Origin of the sequence: Legionella sp. PATHC039, from assembly GCF_026191275.1 — a bacterium.
Classification (GTDB): domain Bacteria; phylum Pseudomonadota; class Gammaproteobacteria; order Legionellales; family Legionellaceae; genus Legionella; species Legionella pneumophila.
This window is the reverse complement of sequence record NZ_JAPHOP010000001.1, coordinates 1,534,029-1,555,817: the sequence shown is the minus strand read 5'-3', so window position 1 is coordinate 1,555,817 and position 21,789 is coordinate 1,534,029. Positions and strand designations below refer to the sequence as shown.

Here is a 21,789-nt window from a genome sequence, read left to right as displayed (position 1 = left end):
AAGAAGTAAAAAAATGATAAACTGTTGTTTTTATTTTGGGAATCTTCATTAATGAATGATCAAGGAATTAAGGAATCGATAGAAACGCTTAAAGAGCAAATAAGAAAATACGATTATCACTATTATGTTTTAGATGAACCTTTGGTTCCTGACGCGGAATATGATCGATGTTTCAAGGCATTGCAACAGTATGAAGAGCAATATCCGCAATTTTTATCGCCAGATTCTCCTACACAGAGAGTGAGCGGTACTCCTTCAGATGCTTTTATGCCGGTAGCCCATAACCAACCCATGTTGTCTTTATCCAATGTGTTTACTACCAATGAATTAAAAGCATTCATTAAACGAGCAATTGAGAAACTGGATGAACCAAATCAACAACTGGTATTTGCTTGCGAACCAAAGCTTGATGGGTTGGCTGTTAACATGACTTATGAGGGCGGGATCTTGACTCATGCCGCAACTCGTGGCGATGGTGCTGTAGGAGAAAACATCACGGCAAATATTAAGACTATTGCTTCAGTTCCATTAAGGCTAAGGGTTAGTAACCCTCCAAAATTGATCGAAGTGCGGGGTGAAGTCTATATCCCCAAAGCCGATTTTGAAGATTACAACGCAAGGGCTAGAGAACTCGGTGAAAAAACTTTTGCTAATCCGCGAAATGCTGCTGCAGGCAGTTTAAGACAATTAAATCCTGAAATTTCTGCCAGTCGTCCACTTGCTATTTATTGTTATGGTATAGGGGCTTGCGAGGATTATAAGTTACCTAACAGTCATTTGGAGCAATTGAATTTATTAAAAGAGTTTGGATTTAGAGTGTCTCCAGAAACGAGGAGGGCAATTGGAGTAGAAGGCTGTTTAGATTATTACCAGTATATGTTAGCGAAACGGAATCAATTGCCATTTGAAATCGATGGGGTTGTTTATAAGATTGACAGTATCTCCTTGCAACAGCAATTAGGTTATGTTTCTCGTGCCCCAAGATTTGCTTGTGCCCATAAATTTCCCGCTACAGAAGAAATGACTCGTCTGATAGCCGTGGATTTCCAGGTAGGTAGAACGGGCGCTGTGACGCCGGTTGCACGTTTGGAGCCAGTTAGTGTTGGTGGTGTTACAGTAAGTAACGCGACTTTGCATAATTTTGATGAAATTACACGAAAAGACATTCGTATTGGTGATACGGTTATTATTCGTCGTGCTGGTGACGTGATCCCTGAAGTAGTTTCTGTGATTTTGGAAAAGCGTCCCATTAATGCCAGAAAGATTGAGCTTCCTAAAAATTGCCCTGTTTGTGGTTCTGAAGTCGTAAGGGAAGCGGATGAAGCAATTGCTCGGTGTATCGGCGGTTTATATTGTAAAGCACAATTAAAAAGGATGATGTGGCATTTTGCTTCTCGAAAAGCGATGTATATTGAAGGACTTGGCAGTGTTTTAATTGATCAGTTAGTTGATGAGGGTATTGTCCATCATTTGGCGGATCTTTATGAACTCGATTTGCAGACTTTAGCTAACCTGCCAAGGATGGGGGAGAAATCTGCAAAAAACTTATTATCCGCTTTGGAAAAAAGTAAAAAAACGACTTTCAATCGCTTTCTTTATGCTTTGGGGATCAGAGAAATCGGTGAAGCCGGCGCAAGGGTTTTAGCGGAGCACTACTGTGATGTAGAGAGCTTGAAATCAGCAACGATTGAGGAATTAATGACTCTGAATGACATAGGTCCAGTAGCGGCTTCTCATGTAGTCCATTTCTTTGCTCAAGCGCATAATCTTGAAGTGATTGACCGTCTTCTCGAGTTGGGTATTCATTGGCCTAAGCCCGAAAAAATACAGGTTAATCAGCAAAATCCATTTTTTGGTAAAACAGTAGTTTTAACTGGAACTCTGAGTGCCATGGGGAGGGAAGAGGCAAAGGCAAAATTATTAGCCTTAGGTGCAAAAGTGAGTGGAAGTGTGTCTTCCAAAACAGATTATGTAATAGCAGGAAGTGAAGCCGGTTCAAAGCTGATTAAAGCGACAGAACTGGGAGTAGCGATTATAGAGGAAGACGAGTTTTTAAAATGGGTTAATTCATGAGTAGCTAGATCTTTGTTATTTGGTTTATGATGGGTATCAATGAATCGGGTGAAGTAGGTATTTAAACCTGTAATAATGACTGATTGGCACGAGGGAAGTAAGTGCGGCGATATTTGTTAATGCAATTCATGTTATTTTTAATGCCTTGCTGTGTCAATTTGGCTTATGGCAGTCCTTGGGTATTCAATAATCCTTACCCTGAGAGCGAGGCCAATGAAAATATTTATTATTCTTCTTTTAATGAACAGCCAAAAACTCTGGATCCGGCACGTTCCTATTCTTCCAATGAATATCTTTTCATCGCCCAGATCTATGAGCCACTGCTGGAATATGATTATTATAAAAGACCCTATGAATTAATCCCATTAACAGCTACCCGTTTACCACAGATTCGATATTTGGATGCTCAGGGAAATCCTGTTCCGGCAGGAGATAACACAAAACCAGCATACAGTGTCTATACCATTCAGATAAAAAAAGGAATTTTATATCAACCTCATCCTGCTTTGGCTCAGAAGAAAGATGGCTCTTATCGATATCATCACTTACCAGAAGATTATTTGGAAGAGCATGACATTAGCAAGTTGTCAGATTTTAAATACACCGGCACAAGGGAGCTGATCATTGATGATTACATTTATCAAATTAAAAGATTGGCAAACCCTGCTGTGAGTTCTCCGATATATGGATTGATGAGCTATTATATTCTGGGCTTCAAGGAGTATGGAGATAGTCTTCCTAAAGGATTGGCCAATAAAAATTCTTTTATTGATTTACGTAAGTATCCTTTGAAGGGGGTTAAAAAACTAGATGATTACACCTTTGAGATTACATTAAAGGGACAATATACACAATTTTTGTTTTGGTTAGCCATGCCCTTTTTTGCTCCGGTTCCTTGGGAAGCGGATTTATTTTATTCCCAAAAAGATATGGATGATAAGAACTTATCTTTTGGCTGGTATCCTATAGGCACAGGGCCTTTTATGCTGACTGAAAATAATCCCAATAGAAGCATGATATTGGAGAAAAATCCTAATTTCAGAAAAGTGTATTTTCCTGTCAATGCTTCAGATGCCGATAGACGGGCAGGTTATTTAACCAATCAGGGAAGGCGCTTGCCCTTAATTGATAAAGCCGTTTATATCCTTGAAAAGGAATCCATACCTCGATGGAATAAATTCTTGCAAGGCTACTATGATATGTCGGGGATAAGTGCTGACAGTTTTGATCAGGCTATTCATATTAATCGCTTTGGAGAACCTATCCTTAGCCAGGAAATGAAAGATAAAAAAATATATTTAAGACAAACCCTGGAACCGTCTATCTATTATACTGGCTTTAATATGCTTGACAGCGTTGTTGGGGGTAATAGCAAAAGAGCACGAAAATTACGCCAGGCAATTTCTATTGCGGTGAATTTTGATGAAAATATTGCCATATTTTTTAATGGCCGAGGTATTCCGGCGCAAGGCCCTGTTCCACCTGGTATCTTTGGGTACAAGGAAGGAAAAGAGGGTATTAATCCCTATGTTTATCAATGGGTGAATAATGCCAGGAAACGAAAATCCTTAAAGGATGCGCAGAAGTTAATGGTTGAGGCAGGATATCCGGGAGGGATAGACCCGAAAACTGGGACACACCTGATTCTTCATTATGATGTCATGACGACAGGTGGACCTGATGATAAAGCAAGGCTTGACTGGATGCGAAAGCAATTTGCAAATATAGGAATAGATTTGAATATTAGGGCGACTCTTTACAATCGTTTCCAGGAAAAGATGCGGATAGGTCATGCTCAAATATTTAGTTGGGGCTGGAATGCCGATTATCCTGATCCCGAAAATTTTTTATTTTTGCTTTATGGGAAAAATGGAAAAGTGAAGTATGGTGGTGAAAATGCATCAAATTATGAAAATCCTGAATTTGATAGATTGTTTAATTTGATGAAAAATCGCCCTAACGATCTACAAAGACAAAAAATGATTGATAAGATGTTAGCGATTGTCCGGTATGATGCTCCATGGGTATGGGGCATGCATTCTGAAGACTTTATTTTATCGCAAGATTGGGTATCTAATATAAAGTCTAATACGATTTCTCTCAATACTCTAAAATATGTTTCTGTTAATGTACCTGAACGTAACCAACTGCGAAGATCCTGGAATCAACCGGTATTTTGGCCTTTAGGTGTGCTGTTTGGCCTATTGATTGCTTTGGTAATCCCTTTATTGATTACTTATTTAAAGAAAGAAAAACAGCCAGCAGAAAGAGTAAAATTAAAATGATTAAATACATACTCCGCAGAATTTTATATGCGATTCCAATTTTGTTTGGTATTAATCTTATTACTTTTGCATTGTTTTTCATGGTTAATTCTCCCGATGATATGGCACGTATGCACTTGGGTAATAAACATGTAGAGCAAAAAGCCATTGAAGATTGGAAAGCGGTTCATGGGTATGATTTACCGTTATTTTATAATGAAAAGCAGACTGGATTTAATCAATTTAGACGGACTTTGTTTTATCAAAAATCGCTGATGCTGTTTACATTTAATTTTGGTGTCTCGGATGCAGGTAGAGATATTAGCCACGATATATCCTACAGAATGTGGCCAAGCCTCGCCATTGCTCTGCCAACATTATTATTTGCTGTTTTGGTGAATATCATTTTTGCTATGGCTATGGCATTTTTCCGTTCGACTTATCTTGATTTATCCGGGGTAGTTATTTGTATTATCCTAATGTCCATTTCCAGTTTGTTTTACATCATTGGCGGGCAGTATCTGTTTGGAAAAATATTAAAATGGTTCCCTATTTCCGGCTACGACGATGGCCTCGATGCTTTAAAATTTACTATTTTACCAGTCCTGGTAGCTGTTCTAGGACAATTGGGTGCGGGAGCGCGTTGGTATCGAACCTTGGTTTTGGAAGAAATTAATAAAGATTATGTAAAAACTGCAAGAGCAAAGGGTCTCTCTGAGCAAAGGATTTTATATAAGCATGTATTAAAAAATGCCATGTTACCCATTTTGACCGGAATTGTTGTAATCATTCCTACTTTGTTTATGGGGAGTTTGGTTTTAGAGTCTTTTTTTGGTGTGCCAGGCTTGGGTAGCTATATTATCGATGCGATACAACAGCAAGATTTCGCTATTGTACGAGCTATGGTATTTCTGGGGTCAGTTCTTTACATAATAGGCTTGGTTCTGACTGATTTTTCTTACATCCTAGTTGATCCCCGAGTGCGATTATCCTGATAACCAAGGAGTGTGTGGCAAAAATGACATTTGAATTGCTTTGGACTGACAAATGTTTTCTTACTTTACTGGCGGTGGTTTTATTTACCGTTCTGCTGAGCCTTAGAAAACAACACATCAAATTGTCATTTGCAATCATTTTACAAAGACCCTTAGCAATCAGTGCTGGAATTGTGTTGTTGCTGTTTTTAGCCATAGGTGTTTTGGACTCCATTCATATTAAATTCATCAATGATAAAACAGAAAAAACGCAGTCTCTATTGGACAGAGTCCTTGCACCTATAGGGAATACCTATGAGAAAACTTATTCAGCTCCTTTGGCTTTATATCAATTTATGAGTGAAACGAAGTTGGTTAATGGAGTTACAACTCAGGTTTATCCTCGCTTAAAATATCCACCAGCCTCTATTAAGAATGAAAAGGACAAATCCCTTATCATCAAGTCTGTGCTTATGAAAGGTATAACATATAGTGCTTTAGTCATTTTGGGTGGGTGCTTATTACTCGCTTTAATAAAGTTTAGTCTTAGATATAAAAATATTTTCATTTTAAATTCTACTCAAATCAGCGTTATTGCGACTGTAGCTGTGCTTACTTTTGCGGTCGTCATTGGTTACGGATTATCAAGATCCTTTCATGTCTTGGGCACAGGGCAAATCGGACAAGATATTTTTTATTTCAGTTTGAAAAGTGTGCGAACGGGTCTAATCATTGGTTTTTTAACAACCCTCTTCATGTTGCCACTGGCTCTATTTCTGGGTATTGCAGCAGGGTATTTTGGTGGGCTTGTGGATGATATTATCCAGTATGTTTATACTACTTTAAGCTCCATTCCGGGTGTTTTGCTAATTACCGCTTCCGTATTGTCATTGCAAACTTATATTGCAAACCACCCGGAGCAATTTACTACTTTGGCCAAGAGCGCCGATGCACGTTTATTAGCTCTCTGCTTGATACTGGGTGTGACCAGTTGGACAAGCCTGTGTCGACTTTTGCGAGCAGAAACTTTAAAATTGCGGGAAATAGATTATGTTCTGGCCGCACGTGCCTTAGGCAGTAGTTGGTTTACCATCGTACGCAAACATTTGGTGCCCAATGTCATGCATATTGTTATCATCACCCTGGTATTGGATTTCAGTTTTTTAGTCTTGGCAGAAGCTGTATTGACCTATGTAGGGGTAGGGGTTTCGCCCATGACTATTAGTTGGGGAAATATGATTAATGGGGCGCGCCTTGAATTAGCACGTGACCCTGTTGTATGGTGGCCTATGTTTGCAGCCTTTCTGTTAATGTTTTTATTGGTTTTGGCAATGAACTTGTTTGCAGACGCAGTACGGGATGCTTTTGACCCGCATCAATCCCATTTATAGACAATATGTGTTAGTTTCCTATTTCCGGAATTTAGGGTAAAGTTTCCCAATTATCGTGAATGGGTTAATCCTCTATGCGACAACGATTTGTTCATTTAAGAGTACATACGGAATTTTCATTAGTTGATGGTTTGGTACAGATTAAACCATTAATGAAAGCTTTGCCAGCCAGAGGTATGAGCACAGTTGCTGTAACGGATTTTTGTAATTTATTCGCTGCTGTCAAAGTATTTAAAAGTGCGACAGAGGCGGGAATCAAACCCATTATTGGTAGTGACTTGCCATGCCATGATTTGGAAACCCCGGATAACATTTTTTCTTTGGTTTTATTATGTCAAGACACAGCAGGTTATAAAAATTTAACCTGTCTGGTATCCAAAGCATATCAGGAAGGGCAATATCATGGCCAACCCAGGGTGCAATTACAATGGATTCGAGAATTTTCACAGGGATTAATCGCATTATCCGGAGGAAAGTTCGGTGACATTGGGCAAGCATTGCTGGCAAATGATGACACCTTGGCAAGAAAACGCGCTTTGCATTGGATGAATTTATTTCCGAATCGGTTTTATCTGGAAATTCAGCGAACCGGAAGAGCTGATGAGCTGCACTATAATGAGAAGCTGGTCGCGTTAGCAGATGAGTTGCAATTACCCCTAGTCGCAACCAACGATGTAAGGTTCATCAATGAGGATGATTTTGACGCTCATGAAGCTCGTGTATGCATTCACGAAGGGTACACGTTGGCTGATCCCAGGAGAGCTGAACAATACAGCTCCCAACAGTACCTGCGCTCAGTAGATGAAATGGAGCTATTATTTTCGGATCTTCCAAGTGCATTACAAAACACTGTCGAAATTAGTAAACGCTGTAATGTGAAACTCGACCTTGGCCATAACTATCTACCTAATTTCCCTATACCGGATGGAACAACAGTAGAGGCGTATTTATCACATCTTTCTGAAATTGGCTTGGAGGAACGTTTAAAGCAATTATTCAGAGACAAGTCTGAGGGGGAGCTGCTTGCTGCCAGAGGGGAGTATGACAAACGTCTTAAAATTGAACTGGATGTTATTAATAACATGGGCTTTGCTGGTTACTTCCTGATTGTTGCTGATTTTATTCAATGGGCTAAAAAAAATGGGGTTCCAGTAGGACCAGGTCGCGGTTCTGGTGCTGGTTCTCTGGTTGCTTATGCCCTAAAAATAACAGATCTGGACCCTTTAGAGTATGAGCTGCTTTTTGAACGATTCTTAAACCCCGAACGTGTTTCTATGCCTGACTTTGATATTGATTTTTGCATGGAAGGCCGTGATCGGGTCATTGAATATGTAGCAGAGAAATATGGTCGGCAGAGCGTTTCCCAAATTATTACTTTTGGCACTATGGCCGCAAAGGCTGTGGTGAGAGATGTTGGGCGTGTTTTAGGTCATCCTTATGGTTTTGTGGATAAGCTTGCGAAATTAATTCCCTTTGAGTTAGGAATAACTTTAAGTAAAGCGATGGAGCAGGAAGAAGAGCTTCGCCGACGATATGAAGAGGAGGAGGAGGTAAAAGAGCTATTTGATCTTGCCCTGAAACTGGAGGGAATTACTCGTAATGCAGGCAAGCATGCTGGGGGAGTAGTTATTGCACCTTCTCAGCTGACTGATTTCACGGCGATATATTGTGAAGAAGGATCAACACAAATAGTTAGCCAATTTGATAAAGACGATGTTGAGGCGGTTGGGTTAGTCAAGTTTGATTTTTTAGGATTAAGAACACTAACCATAATCGATTGGGCTCTGGCCACAGTGAATAAGCAATGTGAAAATGCCGGGTTGTCACCAATTGATATCAGTCAAATCCCAACGAGTGATGAATCTACTTTTGAGTTATTAAAAGCATGTAAAACTACTGCTGTATTTCAGCTGGAATCTCGAGGCATGAAGGAGCTGATTAGTCGGCTTCAACCAGATTGTTTTGAAGACATCATTGCTTTGGTTGCTTTATTTAGACCAGGTCCTCTACAGTCAGGGATGGTGGATGACTTTATCGACAGGAAGCATGGCAGGGCTCGAGTTGATTACCCCCATCCAGACTTGGAACCAATTCTTAAACCTACTTATGGGGTTATCCTCTATCAAGAACAAGTAATGCAAATCGCTCAGGTTCTGGCCAATTACACGCTTGGCTCTGCTGACTTGTTAAGACGAGCCATGGGGAAGAAAAAACCGGAAGAAATGGCAAAGCAAAGGGAAATTTTTACCCAGGGAGCTGTTGCGAGAGGAGTAGATGAGCAGGTAGCAACCCATATTTTTGATTTAATGGAAAAGTTCGCCGGATATGGATTCAATAAATCACATTCTGCCGCGTACGCTTTAGTCGCTTATCAAACCGCCTGGCTAAAAGCACATTATCCTGCAGCTTTTATGGCTGCGGTGATGTCTTCTGATATGGATAACACGGATAAGGTTGTAACTTTTATTGATGAATGCGCGCACATGAAATTACAAGTGTTGCCTCCTTCTATCAATAACTCCATGTATCATTTTACCGTGTCCGATGAAAAGACGATTATTTATGGCCTTGGGGCAATAAAGGGAGTTGGCGAATCTGCGATTGATTGTATTGTTCAGGAGAGAAACCAGAATGGACCTTTTTTGGATTTATTTGGTTTTTGTCAAAGATTGGATTTACGCAAAGTCAACAGAAGAGTGATTGAAGCTTTAATCAAGAGTGGTGCTTTTGATATTTGGAAAGTGGAAAGGGCTGTGTTAACAGCGTCCTTGGAAAAAGCACTGAAAGTTGCCGAAAAGGAACATCAAAATCAATCAAGTGGACAATTTGATTTATTCTCCCTTTTAGAGGACAAAGCGGATGAACAAAATTATGTGGAAAGTAAATCCTGGTCTGAAGCTCAACGATTAGAAGGCGAAAGAGAGGTATTAGGTTTTTACCTCACTGGCCATCCTGCTGACCGATACAGACGTGAATTGGGAGATTTTATTGTTCCTGTCAGCCAATTAAATCCGTCTTTACATAAAAAAGCGATTATTTGCGCTCAGGTTGTAGCAATTAGAAAAATTATCACCAAACGTGGCAAGAAATTAGTGATTATTGGAATGGATGATGCAACTGCCAGGATTGATGCCGTAGTTTTTGGTGAGATTTTTGAACAATATTCTGATTCATTGGCGACGGGTAACATGCTTGTAATTGAGGGCGAGGTTGCAATGGATGATTACAACGGTGGTGTTAAAATGACCGCAAATCAGCTTTTAAGTATCGCTTCAGCTCGAACAAAATTCGCTCGTTGTCTGGAGTTGGGTTTAAATCAAAACAATGCTGCTGTATTACCTTCTATCCAATCCTTACTGAAGACTTATTCAGGACGGTGTGCTGTTCAATTGGCTTATGCTAATGGTGTTGCTAAAGCTAATTTAAATCTTGGCCAACAATGGTGTGTGACCCCTAGCGATGAGTTAATTGGACTATTGAGCAATCTTTTAGGGGAAGAGCAAGTAATAATGCGTTATTAGACATACTGCTAATGATAGCGCCTGTGGAGTTGAGCAGATAGCACTACTCAACTTGCATTGCAGAATGATAGTTGTCTCATCTACATCAAATAGTTGCTAGCAATGTGGAAGAGGAAGAATCTTCTTCGCTGACTTTTTCTTCCTGCAGCTTCAATTGAGCTTTTAATTCATTAATTAACTCCAGTGGAAGTTGAACTCCGCCGTCAGGAATAGTGACTTCTTTTCCATTGATAAGAAGTTTTCCTTCTTCAGTAATTTCAACTGTTTGCTGTCCTTCTTCAGTTTTTAAATCAGAGCTTGGAGTGTATTCAATCACTATGCCGTTCATGATGGATTTGCCATCCGCAATACGAATACCCGTCATTTGAGAGGTATTAGGATAGTTGCTGTAGTAATTCATAATAGTGGCGCTGGCTTTCCATATTAATCTGTAGGCATAATCCAAAGGTAACCCGATGCTCATTCCTACCCCTTGTCCGAGAATACCCATGGTTGTTCCTAAAACATGAGCCAAACTAATACTGAAAAATGCCGTAACTAATTTACTCGCTATAACCTGAGAGAACAACGCCACGCCCATAGGTCCTGTTGTACCAAGCATTAGCAGGCTGCTTCCCACCATGGTAGTAATTTGTAGTTTGGTCGACATCGCTTTGGAGGATTGGCTAATAACATCCCCCCCAAGATAACCAATCGTTGCTCCTGTGTAAGAAAAAGCGGCTCCGAATAACGGTTGAGTAATGGATGTGACAGGATAGTTCGAGTAAGGATTGCTAGATACCTTTTTAACACTCACACTACTGACAAACTTGGAAAAGTCACTCCACTCCTGCTCGGTAAATTGCTTCATATTGGCTTTGCGCAAGGCTGCGTTGGCATCGCTAAATGCGGATAAAGAGGAGTTGACTACTCTATTGGCAGCTAAAAAGCAGATTTCCTTGTCTTCATCATCCAGATAATTTGTATCAGTGATGCCTAAATCCTTATTAATCAATCGATATAATGCGGAGTTATTTTTGGGAGATGAAATTTGCGATTGAACATATAGACAGGCTGCGATGACGACTCTAGAAGCCGTTAAATTCGCTTCCCATTGTTCAGGGGTTGTGATTTCTTCCTCTTTTGCCAGATTTGCTCTAAGGACAACGATCATTTTTTTTATAAATTTGGTTTGTTTATCTCTGGATATGACATCAGTGCCTCCAAAAAGAGTTGGTACTCCGATTAAAGATGGAGGCTGATCCAAATCCACTTTTCTTTCTGATTGATAGTCATCGCGTAAAAAGTTAAGGCTGGTTAGAGCTCCTGCTGGCAGTATATAGCGCATAATAACCTCATATCCATTGAAAATTTATTTGTGTGTTTTTTATCTTACCGATTAGCTGGTTAAATGCAATCTGATTTGGTTAATTTTTACTAAATTGTTGCAATAAGGTAAGCAACAGATTTTATTTATGATTTAACTTTTTGAAATGATGATTTTTTTGCGATTATACTATTTTTAGCCTTGAGTTAGATATGTTACTCTTATAAGCTGTAATTAATTTAAAATTAAAACAAATCCATGTCCTGTAGCCTGATTGAGGTGGTCATTAATACATTGATTAGAAATGACAGAACTGTTTTAGCTGTTTTTGAGAAAAGGGTAGATTTGTATGATGGAATTAGCAAATAAAATCATCAGGGTAAGTTACATGGATAAGTTATACCAATATCTTTTACTTCTTCGTCTATCGCACTGGAGTAAAGCAATTTTTGTTATGCTCGGTTTCATTTATACTCCTGTTCCGGGGTATTTGCTCCCGGCATTATTGGCTTCACTATGTTTTTGTCTTATTGCAAGCGCCGTTTATATTTACAATGATATTCAGGATAGAACGGAAGATAGTCTACATCCTTTTAAATGCAACAGGCCTATAGCCAGCGAGCAGGTTACTTTATTTGATGCGATCATTGTAATGCTCTTATTGATGGTTATTGGACTTGCGCTGGGTTGGCTTATTTCAAAAAAGCTGGTGGTCATTTTAATTATTTATTTGATAATCAATCTTGCTTATAACCATGTTTTAAAATTGATTCCGGTTTTTGATGTCGCTTGTATTGCCCTGGGATTTATGCTCAGAGTTTTGGCGGGAACAATAGGAATTGATTTGGCTATATCGGCCTGGTTAACTGTTGCAGCGACTTTGCTTAGTTTATTTATCGCCCTAAATAAAAGACAACTGGAAATGCAGTTGGGATTGAAAAATTCAACCCGTAAAGTTCTACGCCGATATAATCCAGTTTTTCTGCAAAGACTTATCGTCATTACAGGAATAGCCTGCTTTATTACTTATCTGTTTTACACGGTTTATGCCAGAGCAGAATCGTTTTTTTTCATTTTAACTTTACCTTTTGCTGCTATTGCACTATGGCGTTTTGCCTGGCTTGCCACTCAGGATGTAGAGAATGATGATCCGGTCAATATTTTTTTAAGTGATCGATTATCTCGAATCAATTTATGGTGCTTCGCTATCCTGACCTTCATGGCATTGAATTGATGAGTGCTAAGTGGCGCTGGTATGACAGCCTGTTTATCGTTTTGTTTGCTTATTTGCTGGTTTTACAAATCCAGGCCATATGGCCGTTCACTATAGATGACATGTATATTTCTTTGCGGTATGCCAAAAACTGGGCTGCAGGAAATGGCTTATTATGGAATTTAAACGCTGAGCCGGTCGAAGGCTATTCCAATTTCAGCTTTGTTGCTTTGGGGGCAATATCAATTATTCTGCACATTAATCCGGTTCTTACCCTAAAAATCGCCGGGTTTGCTGGATTACTTGCCACGTGTCTTTTTATCTTTCTTATCACCCGCTTTTGGTTTACCAAACGAGAGTCTTTTATCCCGTGCATTTGGCTTTTACTATACAAAGGACAAGTTATTTGGTCAGTTAGCGGCCTTGAAACGACCGTTTACCAGGCACTGATTAGCGGTTCAGTCTATTTTGCTTTTCGCGGGTTAGGATATCATTTTTATCCCGCTCCTCGAGGTGAATTCAAGATAAGTGGTTTTGTTTTGTCCGGGTTGTATCTTTCATTCGCAGGAATGACCAGGCCTGAAACACCAGCCCTGATGCTTCTTTTTTTTCTTTTAATCGGTTGGGACTGGAATAAATTATCAGGCAAGAAGCCATGGAGAGGGGCGGTATCTTTTGCAGTGACTATAGGTTTGGTGTTTCTGCCTTATTTTCTTTGGCGTTGGAGTTATTACGGGTTATTCTTTCCTAACTCTGTATATTGTAAAGGCTTTAATGGCATATCCTATTCATTGGATTTGAATTATCTCAAATTAATTTGGCCATTTGCTATTCTGGCTTTGCCAGCCTGTTTTTATGCTCAGGACAGAAGGCATTATTTTTTATGGTCTACCAGTATTATTTATTTATTAATGCTTGTGAATGCCGATCCAGTTGTCGCTTTTGATAATCGATTGTTCTTGCCAGCGTTTGCTCTTATGTTACCTCTGACATTGAATGGTATCAGTTATCTTTTATTAAGCTATTTCAAAAAACAAGATAATTACTTTAGAGCGGCATTGTATGTGAGCTCATTTTTTCTGGCTCTACTATTTATACCCAAAATGTCCCTTGGTGCTTATCGCTACTTTAGTCAAAATCCGGTATATGGAGAGCAATTACGGAAAAGTGTTGTCCAATGGTTAAATACTCATGCCAAGAATCAAGATAGAGTGGTGTTGGCAGATTCTGGTTTGATTCCGTTTTTAAGCGGATTAACTTTTATTGATTCTTACTGCCTGAATAATAAAGAAATGGCACAATTTCCTGCCGTGAAGAGATATGAATTATTTTGCCAGCAGATTTTAGAAGAAAAACCACAGATAATTATTTTGACTGCGCTTATTGATAAAGGAAAGATCATTTATACTCCCGGTGATTCTTGTTTGAAACCAATACTTGACACTCACAAAGAATACAAATTGGGTGGTATTTTTTCTTTTGGCAGTGCTGAGTCTCAATATAGGTATGAATTGTTTGCTAATTTTTGATGCGGGAAACTGTAACATAGTGTACCATCTTTCCTTTATAAAGGATTACAGACTGTGGTTTTTATAATGCAAAAAATAATCATATTGACAAAAAAAATCATTGCAAAACTCCCAGTAATTTTATTTGATGTGGCTGCAATACCAGTTGCCTGGTATGCCGCTTACTGGTTGCGCTATAACATGCAGCCATATCCCAGCAGTCTGACATCCAACCATTCTTTTATTGCTTTAGCTTTATTATCAATTGTTCAGATTAGTTGTTACTATTATTTTAAAATTTACAGAGGATTATGGCGTTTCTCTTCTCTGAATGATGTCATCAGGATACTGAGGGCTACTATCACAGCAATGGTTTTAGTAATACCTGTTTTTTACTTGACTTCAATTCTTCAGCACCTGCCCAGATCAGTTTTTCCTTTGTATTGCATTATCCTGGCCACCATCCTTTGTGGGGGAAGGTTAGTGATCCGTCTGCATTGGGATAAGCCTGGCAGAGGAAACAAGGAATTGGAAACGAAAAGAGTTTTGGTGATTGGTGCCGGGCAGGCTGGCGAAGGCTTGGTGCGTGATTTGAAAAGAAGCAGTTATTATCGGCCAATAGGCTTTGTTGATGACAATAAAAGCAAGAGAGGATTAGAAGTTCATGGAGTGCGGGTTCTGGGAACGACCAACCAAATTACCGAATTAGTCAATCAGTATGACGTGGATTTGATTTTCATTGCCATACCTTCTGCCAAATCGGCAACCATGCGAAGAATTGTAACGCTTTGTGAACAAAGCCATGTGCCTTTTAGTACTTTACCCAGTATTTCGGCCCTGGCTGCGGGCCGAGTTGAAGTGAATGCGCTGAGGCCTGTCAATATTGAGGATTTATTGGGTCGGGATCAAGTGACGCTCGAATGGGAAAAAATTGCTCGCTCAATCGCAGGAAGACGCATATTGATTACTGGCGGTGGTGGCTCAATCGGTTCGGAATTGTGCCGTCAGGTTATGGCTTTAGAGCCCGCGAGCATAGCCATTGTTGAGAATAGTGAATTTAACCTGTATCGCATTGAACAGGAGTTGTTAAAGAGTTTTCCAGGTATCCCTGTTGAATTGAGTTTAATCAGTGTGACAGACGAAATTGCGATTAATCACTTGTTTCATCGGTTTCAACCTGAAATTGTATTTCATGCCGCTGCATACAAACATGTTCCCATGCTTCAGCATCAAGTACGGGTTGCTGTGTTTAATAATGTCATAGGTACTCAGGTTGTTGCCAAAGCTAGTATGACATTCGGAGCTGAGAAATTCATTTTAATTTCCACTGATAAAGCAGTGAATCCAACGAATATAATGGGAACTACCAAGAGAGTCGCTGAAATTTATTGTCAGAATTTAAATACACGAGTTAAAACCCAGTTTATTACGGTTCGTTTTGGAAATGTCTTGGGTTCAGCTGGTAGTGTGGTGCCTTTGTTCCAAAAACAGTTGCAGGAAGGTGGTCCGCTGACTGTGACCCATCCCGATATGCAAAGATACTTTATGACTATACCGGAAGCATGCCAGTTGATTTTGCAAGCGATGGTGAATGGGGAGGGCGGTGAAATTTTTGTCCTGGATATGGGGGAGCCGGTTAAAATCAGCTATCTTGCAGAGCAAATGATTCGCTTGGCAGGCAAAGAACCAGGAAGAGATATCATGATTGAATACACAGGGTTGCGTCCTGGCGAAAAAATGTATGAAGAGTTGTTTCATGAGACTGAACAGTTAACTTCAACAAAACATGAAAAACTATTCAAAGCAAGGTTTCGTGAATTAGATTGGAATGATTTGACACAAACCATGCGAATGTTGCAGGCAGCTTGTATTGAGCATCAGGATGAAGAATTGCTTGTTCTATTAAAAAGTCTGGTGCCTGAGTTTCAATTGGAACCTATGGTTGAAGCTTAATCAATAGACCTAATCTGGTAAATCAAGATTGAGTTATGTCAATTACTTATGTTGATTTTGAAACGCTATTTTCTCATCATTTGATGGTAAAATGAAAAACAGCAAAAAAAATTCTTAGCTTCTTAGCTTCTTAGATCTTCCTGGACCTTTGTTTTAGAACCTGGGGCCGTGATTTGGCTCTTCTGGCTCTTCTGGTTCTGCATGTATTAAATTTGTGGCTGCATCACGAAATGCCAGCTTAGCTTGATTAAAAGCTAGTATACAATGCTCAGACTCAGGGAGACACTTAGACACTTCTATAGTTTTATATTCTGCTCCCTCGTGGATTGTGTGTTGAAAATCTTCCCATGCCGAACCGGATGGTCCAGAAGTAAGAGAACCAAGTTCTTTATTTGCAGCAGCTACAATACTCTGCTTTGTGGGTTCCAATTTTCTTTCCAATACATCAAGCGCAAAATCAACGTAGTCATTTATCGTTAAACCCATTTCGTCTTCGAAGCGCTCATCGAATTCATCTTGTGTTTCGTTAGGCCTGATCTTTACCCCGCTTGATTTTATTATAGCTTGCTTCATACTTCCATCTATTGGAGTTTCACTCAGCAATGCCCTTGCTTTGTCGTGTACAGCCATCATCGCCATACAATACTCCCTCCTTGCGTTAAGGTATTCTTCCTCAAGTTGTTCGCTATTTGACCTTGTCATGATATCTACCCCACTCATAGACCTATATCTAAAAGATAGCATCTGATTTATAATTATTCAAAATGATAATGAAAATGCCAATTGGGTTGTGGTGAATACTAAGTCAATATCCCTAAATGTTTAGTGAACATTTAATCTTGAATTGAGCGGGGATTTTAATTTCACTTCGATCTACTCTCTCACCCCATGAGTTTAGGTAGTGGTGATGCTTTTCGCGGAAGATTGTTGGGGAGAGAAGGCGGTAAAATCTGTGTTAATCCTACCAGGCCCATCAGCAGGTATATGATGCATAATATCATCATAAAGAGCGCGCCGGATTGCAGGAAAGCTGTAATCCGGGAGAACATATCTGATAACAGGTAAATTCTTATATCAAATATTTTTTTTATGTGGACTTAATCGTTATTAAAGGCTTAGGCTCTCTTCCTGCATTTTTTGCAAGCTTACCAAAGTATCTTCAAGTTTGAGTTTAATTTTAGTGATTTCATCAGATACCTGATCCACGCATGTTCTGGTTGGAGCTAAAAACTGCGGTGGCGTATTGAAACCTATTAAACTAATCGCCCAACGGGCAATGGCAGTCAAAATATCCGCAATTTTTGTCAGTACGGGGCGATTGTCAGCTAGCTTCTCAGCTGCTTCTGAACCGTATTGACTACATTGATTAAAAAATTTCTCTACATCCTGCGGCGTAATGTCTTCAATCAGTTTATCACCCAACAATTGGTTCTTGGCATTTTTTATATTTGTATAAAATTCTTGGGCTATCGCCAGAGTTTCATTATCCTGAGAATGGGAGATGTCGGTCATAAGTGTCTCAATTCCCTTGAAAGTTGGAATTTCAAAGCCCATAAAAGTTAATAACTCGATTCTTTCAGGAATTTTGTCCAGGATTGATTTGGTTTTAATTTGAATATATTCCTTGATTTGTTCCAGACTCATCTTGGCAAAAAGATGGATCTGTTTATCCATGGTTCTCCCAAGAAGCTGATACAATTCTGTTGCAGCTTGTAGTCGAATTTTCTCATTAGGATCAACTTGTTTAAAAACTTCTGTCTTGATGATTTGATAAATCAGTTCTTTGCTATGAATGATTTCAGCAATAGCATTGGCTTCTTTATTCGAGGTAGATTCAGCAATGTACTGTTCAGAATCAGGAAATGTCATGCTTAACAATCGTGCATCGCATTTTTGAGCAGTATATTGCAAAGCATTTTTGGGTGATATTTCCGGTGCTTGAGAGTAAATCTCTTCAATTTCACTGGTATCAAGGCTAAATTCACCTAATTTTACTTTGCTTAAAGCATTTAATTTTTCGTTTTCTTCAACAATTCTGTCGATGCTATCAAGTAATGTTTTTGTTAATACATCAGAACTGGATAGTGCCGATAATTTATATTGTAAAACCTTGCTTGAAAGTTTCGGCATGGCATAATCTATCATAGCTTTGACTAAAATTTTCTGGTCTTCCGCAGGCAAAATGCCTGCAAAAGGAGATTCTTCAGGCTGATCTTTTACATATCCTTTAAACAGGTGATATTGTTCATCTATTTTTTCGTTAGCCATTGCGAGCAAATGCAATCCCAGTTTAAACAACTGGTTGATGCCTTCATTATCTTCTGTAATCCCATATTGGGCCATCTGCATTTGTAATACAGAGCTCATTGCTCTTAGAAAATTATTTTTAGGAGTTGGTGCTGCATTTTTGAGGTAATCAGTTAATTGATTCAGTTGATTTAGTTTTACATGGTAATCACTTTTCCATAAATTCACATGCTGCTTCATTTTCTCATATTGAGACTCAATCAGGTCTAATTTCATTTTAAAGGGACTAATTGATGAAACAAGCCGCAGCAATTCTTGGAGTATTAGCGATCGTCGACTTAATGCATCCAGATCATTAGGGCATTTTCCAGATTTGCTGGCTTCCAATATTTCCTCAAAACGATAATTTTTCTCTGCCCATATCAATACATCTTGGTAATCTTCTCTTAATTGTTTCAAATTATTTTCAGGATCAATAGTTTGCATGCATCTGCCGATATATCCGATTTTACCGACTACTTGACTATGATATTGCTCGCTAGTTAAGCCACCCATTTTTATACCCACCTTGATAAAAGATAATTAATTGACCAAATAGTATCAATAATGGGTAAAGAAATCAAGGTATTGCCATGTAAAAGTTTCTATTTAGTAAATTATGTATGGATTTTGTTAAGAAAAATTACTGTTTTCAAATATTTAATTCAAATGATGAAGCCTATTTTTTCAGTCTTTTCATATAGATTTTCAATTTAATAGGACAATTTTTATAGTTAATATAATTAACTACATGGATAAAGTTTTTATTAACTCAAGAATTTACTTTCATTAAGCAAATGAAAGCATCAGAAATATCTCAAATTCACCTTAAAGAAGAAAGTATATTCAAATAATTCATAAAAAATATTGACTGAATAATTTCAATACCAAATAATGGTCTGATGTGAAGCATATTTTGATCAGTTTGCTATCTTTGATTTCTTTATGATCGCAGGGATTTCTTACAATAAGGAGGGGTATTATGGTAAGTTTGGAGCATATACAAAAACTTATTTCGGAATGTAGGAAGTTGGGTAAAGATGGACTTGATAATGGTACTAATGGGTTAATCCCTGAATTGGAAATCGATGTTGTCCCTCCCAGTGCGTTTTTAGGGGTAGGTAATAATCCGGCAATTTTTGTAAATTCTAAAACATACAAGTTAATGCGTACAACTCATGAAAAATGGGTTGAAAATAAAACAATAGTTTTTAAAAGTTATTTACTTTCCCAGCCGGCGATCAAAATTATTGGTGCTATTGTTCATGAAACTGGTCATGCTTTTAATGTGGCTGCCAAAATTCCCAATACTGAAGCAAATGCCTGTATTTTTGAAATTGAAGTGTTAATGAGGTTGTTTCAAGTTAAAAGCCCCTTGCTGCTAGGGTGTACGGAACAGGATATGCAATCTTATTTTAAATCACGGTTAACTGATTACAACAAATGTGTGAAAGACTGCCGATGTTTAGCTGAAATGGTCCAATTAATAACTCATCAATTTAAACTGGATGAGGTATCAATTTCAGAGAAAGAAAATCAAATCCCGCTTTTGTCTATTTCAAACAAATGGCCAGGCTTATTTGCAAAGAAACAGGTTGCCCCCGACATGGATAAATTATTGACTTCTCCTGTGACTATCACTCCAGAGGTTAAAATCCTGTTTTATCAATTGATTAAAGAGCGTTTTTATTCTCCTGAAACAGAGGTAAAGTTTGGTATATAACAATATTTTTGATTGATGCAGGTAATTACTGTGACTTTATGAGTGAGGCGTGCAAAATAAATTCTGGCACGCCCAAAACACTTCAAAAAGTAAAGTTTAATTTACTGTGGCGGAAACAAATCCTGAAATTTCACCCGACTTTTCACATGCAAAGCTTTTTTCCTAACCTTGGATAAATCAAAGACCTTATAGATGATGACAGGTATTATGAAACTCACCACACCAATAATAAATGATAATTTATAGATGGGATCTTTATTTAGCAGTAAGAAAAATAAGGAGCCAACCATCAAAATAACAGCAAGAATTCCAGTATAGGGTGAATAAGGTGTTACATAACGGAGATCTTTAATGGAGTAACCGGCTTTATACAAACGGTTTCTAAAGCTAATTTGAGCAACGCATAAAGAAAGCCAAGCCAGGGTTCCGGTAAAACCGGATACTAATAATAAAGCGATATAGAGTTTCGTTTGGCCAAAAAAGTAACCCACACCCAAAAGAATCCAAACTCCAATCAGTGTCGCAATAACGGCATTCTGAGGAACAGAGTTTTGATTAAATTTGGCTAAAACATGTGGAGCCATACCATCACGTGCCAAAGCATTTAAAGAACGCACAGCACCATAAAACCCGGAGTTAGCGCAGGATAATGTTGCAGACAGAGTGACAAAGCTCGTTACTGCTCCTGCCCATTTCAAGCCGTAGAAATTAAGCGCATCAGCGAAGACTGAGTTGGATAACCCCGCCTTTTGCCAGGGAAAAATTAAAACCAGGCAAAATACTGGAATGATGTAGAGAAACAGGATTCTGAAAGTAACGTTACGGATGGCGTGAGGGATCATTCGGGCAGGGTTTTCAGATTCTCCCGCTGCAAGTCCTATGATTTCAGATCCTTGATAATTAACCAGCAAAAGAACCATGGCTGTCAACAACGACATTGCCCCATTGGGTAAAAGACCTCCATCGCCTAACAGGTACTTAAATCCTATTATACCGGGTGGTTCTGATCCATGAATGAGGCCAAAGAAAATTAGTATTGCCAAGAAAACAAAGGCGAGTAACGAGATAATTTTAATTAAGGCGAGCCAGAATTCAATTTCACCAAACGTATCTACTTTAGCAAGGTTAATATAGGTAATAATTAACCCGAAGCACACCACCCATATGTAACCGCTCACCCCAGTAAACAATTCCATTATGATCCCTCCCGCAACACATTCTGCGGGGATATAGGCGACCCAGGTAATCCAATATGACCACCCGACACCGCAAGCGACAGTTGGGGATATAAAATCAGAAGTGTAAGTAACAAAAGAGCCGGAAATTGGAATGGCGACTGCTAATTCACCCATACATAACATGGTTAGGTAAATAATTAACCCACCTAGTAAATAGGCAATAAACACAGAGGGGCCAACAAGATTAATTACTTCACCGGTTCCTAAAAAATATCCTGAGCCGATAATTCCACCTAGTGCAATCAGTTGGACATGACGATCTTTTAAACCTCGTCTGTAACCACTGTCTTTAATGGGTTTTGATAGGGTTGGAATATTAGTCTTCACGGGCTGTTTTTT

The 21,789-nt window shown here is 38.8% G+C and carries 13 protein-coding genes; 9 read left to right on the top strand and 4 right to left on the bottom strand.

What is annotated here, in order from left to right; genetic code table 11:
• Positions 1–51: 51 nt before the first annotated feature.
• The 5 genes from ligA (at position 52) to dnaE (ending at position 10,223) form a co-directional block, all read left to right on the top strand.
• Positions 52–2,073 carry an NAD-dependent DNA ligase LigA gene (gene ligA / locus OQI99_RS07025; RefSeq protein WP_061512993.1) on the top strand — a complete coding sequence of 674 codons (2,022 nt, stop codon included), beginning with the start codon at positions 52–54 and terminating at the stop codon, positions 2,071–2,073.
• 119 nt (positions 2,074–2,192) lie between these two features.
• Entirely contained in the window at positions 2,193–4,358 is a 2,166-nt protein-coding gene (locus tag OQI99_RS07020) for an ABC transporter substrate-binding protein (RefSeq protein WP_265732357.1), read from the top strand.
• The gene (locus tag OQI99_RS07015) at positions 4,355–5,332 is read left to right on the top strand and encodes an ABC transporter permease (protein WP_061512995.1); all 978 of its coding nucleotides are present in this window, start codon (positions 4,355–4,357) and stop codon (positions 5,330–5,332) included. Before OQI99_RS07020 ends, OQI99_RS07015 begins: the two co-directional genes overlap by 4 nt.
• A 23-nt stretch (positions 5,333–5,355) precedes the next feature.
• Complete coding sequence (locus OQI99_RS07010) at positions 5,356–6,702, top strand: ABC transporter permease (protein WP_265731579.1); 1,347 nt, start codon at positions 5,356–5,358, stop codon at positions 6,700–6,702.
• A gap of 74 nt (positions 6,703–6,776) precedes the next feature.
• Positions 6,777–10,223, top strand: a complete 3,447-nt coding sequence (gene dnaE / locus OQI99_RS07005) for a DNA polymerase III subunit alpha (RefSeq protein WP_265731578.1) — start codon at positions 6,777–6,779, stop codon at positions 10,221–10,223.
• A gap of 85 nt (positions 10,224–10,308) precedes the next feature.
• Here dnaE and OQI99_RS07000 read toward each other — a convergent pair whose 3' ends face one another.
• Positions 10,309–11,550, bottom strand: a complete 1,242-nt coding sequence (locus OQI99_RS07000; RefSeq protein ID WP_265731577.1) for a lpg0963 family Dot/Icm T4SS effector — start codon at positions 11,548–11,550, stop codon at positions 10,309–10,311.
• Between the two features lie 328 nt (positions 11,551–11,878).
• Between OQI99_RS07000 and OQI99_RS06995 the strand changes: the two genes are divergently transcribed.
• The 3 genes from OQI99_RS06995 (at position 11,879) to OQI99_RS06985 (ending at position 16,203) form a co-directional block, all read left to right on the top strand.
• Complete coding sequence (locus OQI99_RS06995; protein WP_265731576.1) at positions 11,879–12,763, top strand: decaprenyl-phosphate phosphoribosyltransferase; 885 nt, start codon at positions 11,879–11,881, stop codon at positions 12,761–12,763.
• The gene (locus OQI99_RS06990; protein WP_322783695.1) at positions 12,724–14,271 is read left to right on the top strand and encodes a protein LphB; all 1,548 of its coding nucleotides are present in this window, start codon (positions 12,724–12,726) and stop codon (positions 14,269–14,271) included. The genes OQI99_RS06995 and OQI99_RS06990 overlap by 40 nt, the downstream gene beginning before the upstream one ends.
• A 66-nt stretch (positions 14,272–14,337) precedes the next feature.
• Positions 14,338–16,203, top strand: a complete 1,866-nt coding sequence (locus tag OQI99_RS06985; protein WP_416209979.1) for a polysaccharide biosynthesis protein — start codon at positions 14,338–14,340, stop codon at positions 16,201–16,203.
• A gap of 153 nt (positions 16,204–16,356) precedes the next feature.
• Here OQI99_RS06985 and OQI99_RS06980 read toward each other — a convergent pair whose 3' ends face one another.
• On the bottom strand, positions 16,357–16,947 hold the full coding sequence (locus OQI99_RS06980) for a lpg0967 family Dot/Icm T4SS effector (RefSeq protein WP_265731574.1): 591 nt from the start codon (positions 16,945–16,947) through the stop codon (positions 16,357–16,359).
• A gap of 363 nt (positions 16,948–17,310) precedes the next feature.
• Positions 17,311–19,005, bottom strand: a complete 1,695-nt coding sequence (locus OQI99_RS06975; RefSeq protein WP_265731573.1) for a hypothetical protein — start codon at positions 19,003–19,005, stop codon at positions 17,311–17,313.
• Between the two features lie 466 nt (positions 19,006–19,471).
• On the opposite strand from OQI99_RS06975, the gene ravK reads away from it, so the two are divergent.
• Positions 19,472–20,212, top strand: a complete 741-nt coding sequence (gene ravK / locus OQI99_RS06970; RefSeq protein WP_265731572.1) for a Dot/Icm T4SS effector RavK — start codon at positions 19,472–19,474, stop codon at positions 20,210–20,212.
• Between the two features lie 101 nt (positions 20,213–20,313).
• Here the strand turns inward: ravK and OQI99_RS06965 are convergent, their stop codons facing one another.
• A complete protein-coding gene (locus OQI99_RS06965; RefSeq protein WP_011946060.1) occupies positions 20,314–21,777 on the bottom strand; it encodes an amino acid permease in 1,464 nt (487 codons plus the stop codon).
• Positions 21,778–21,789: the final 12 nt, after the last annotated feature.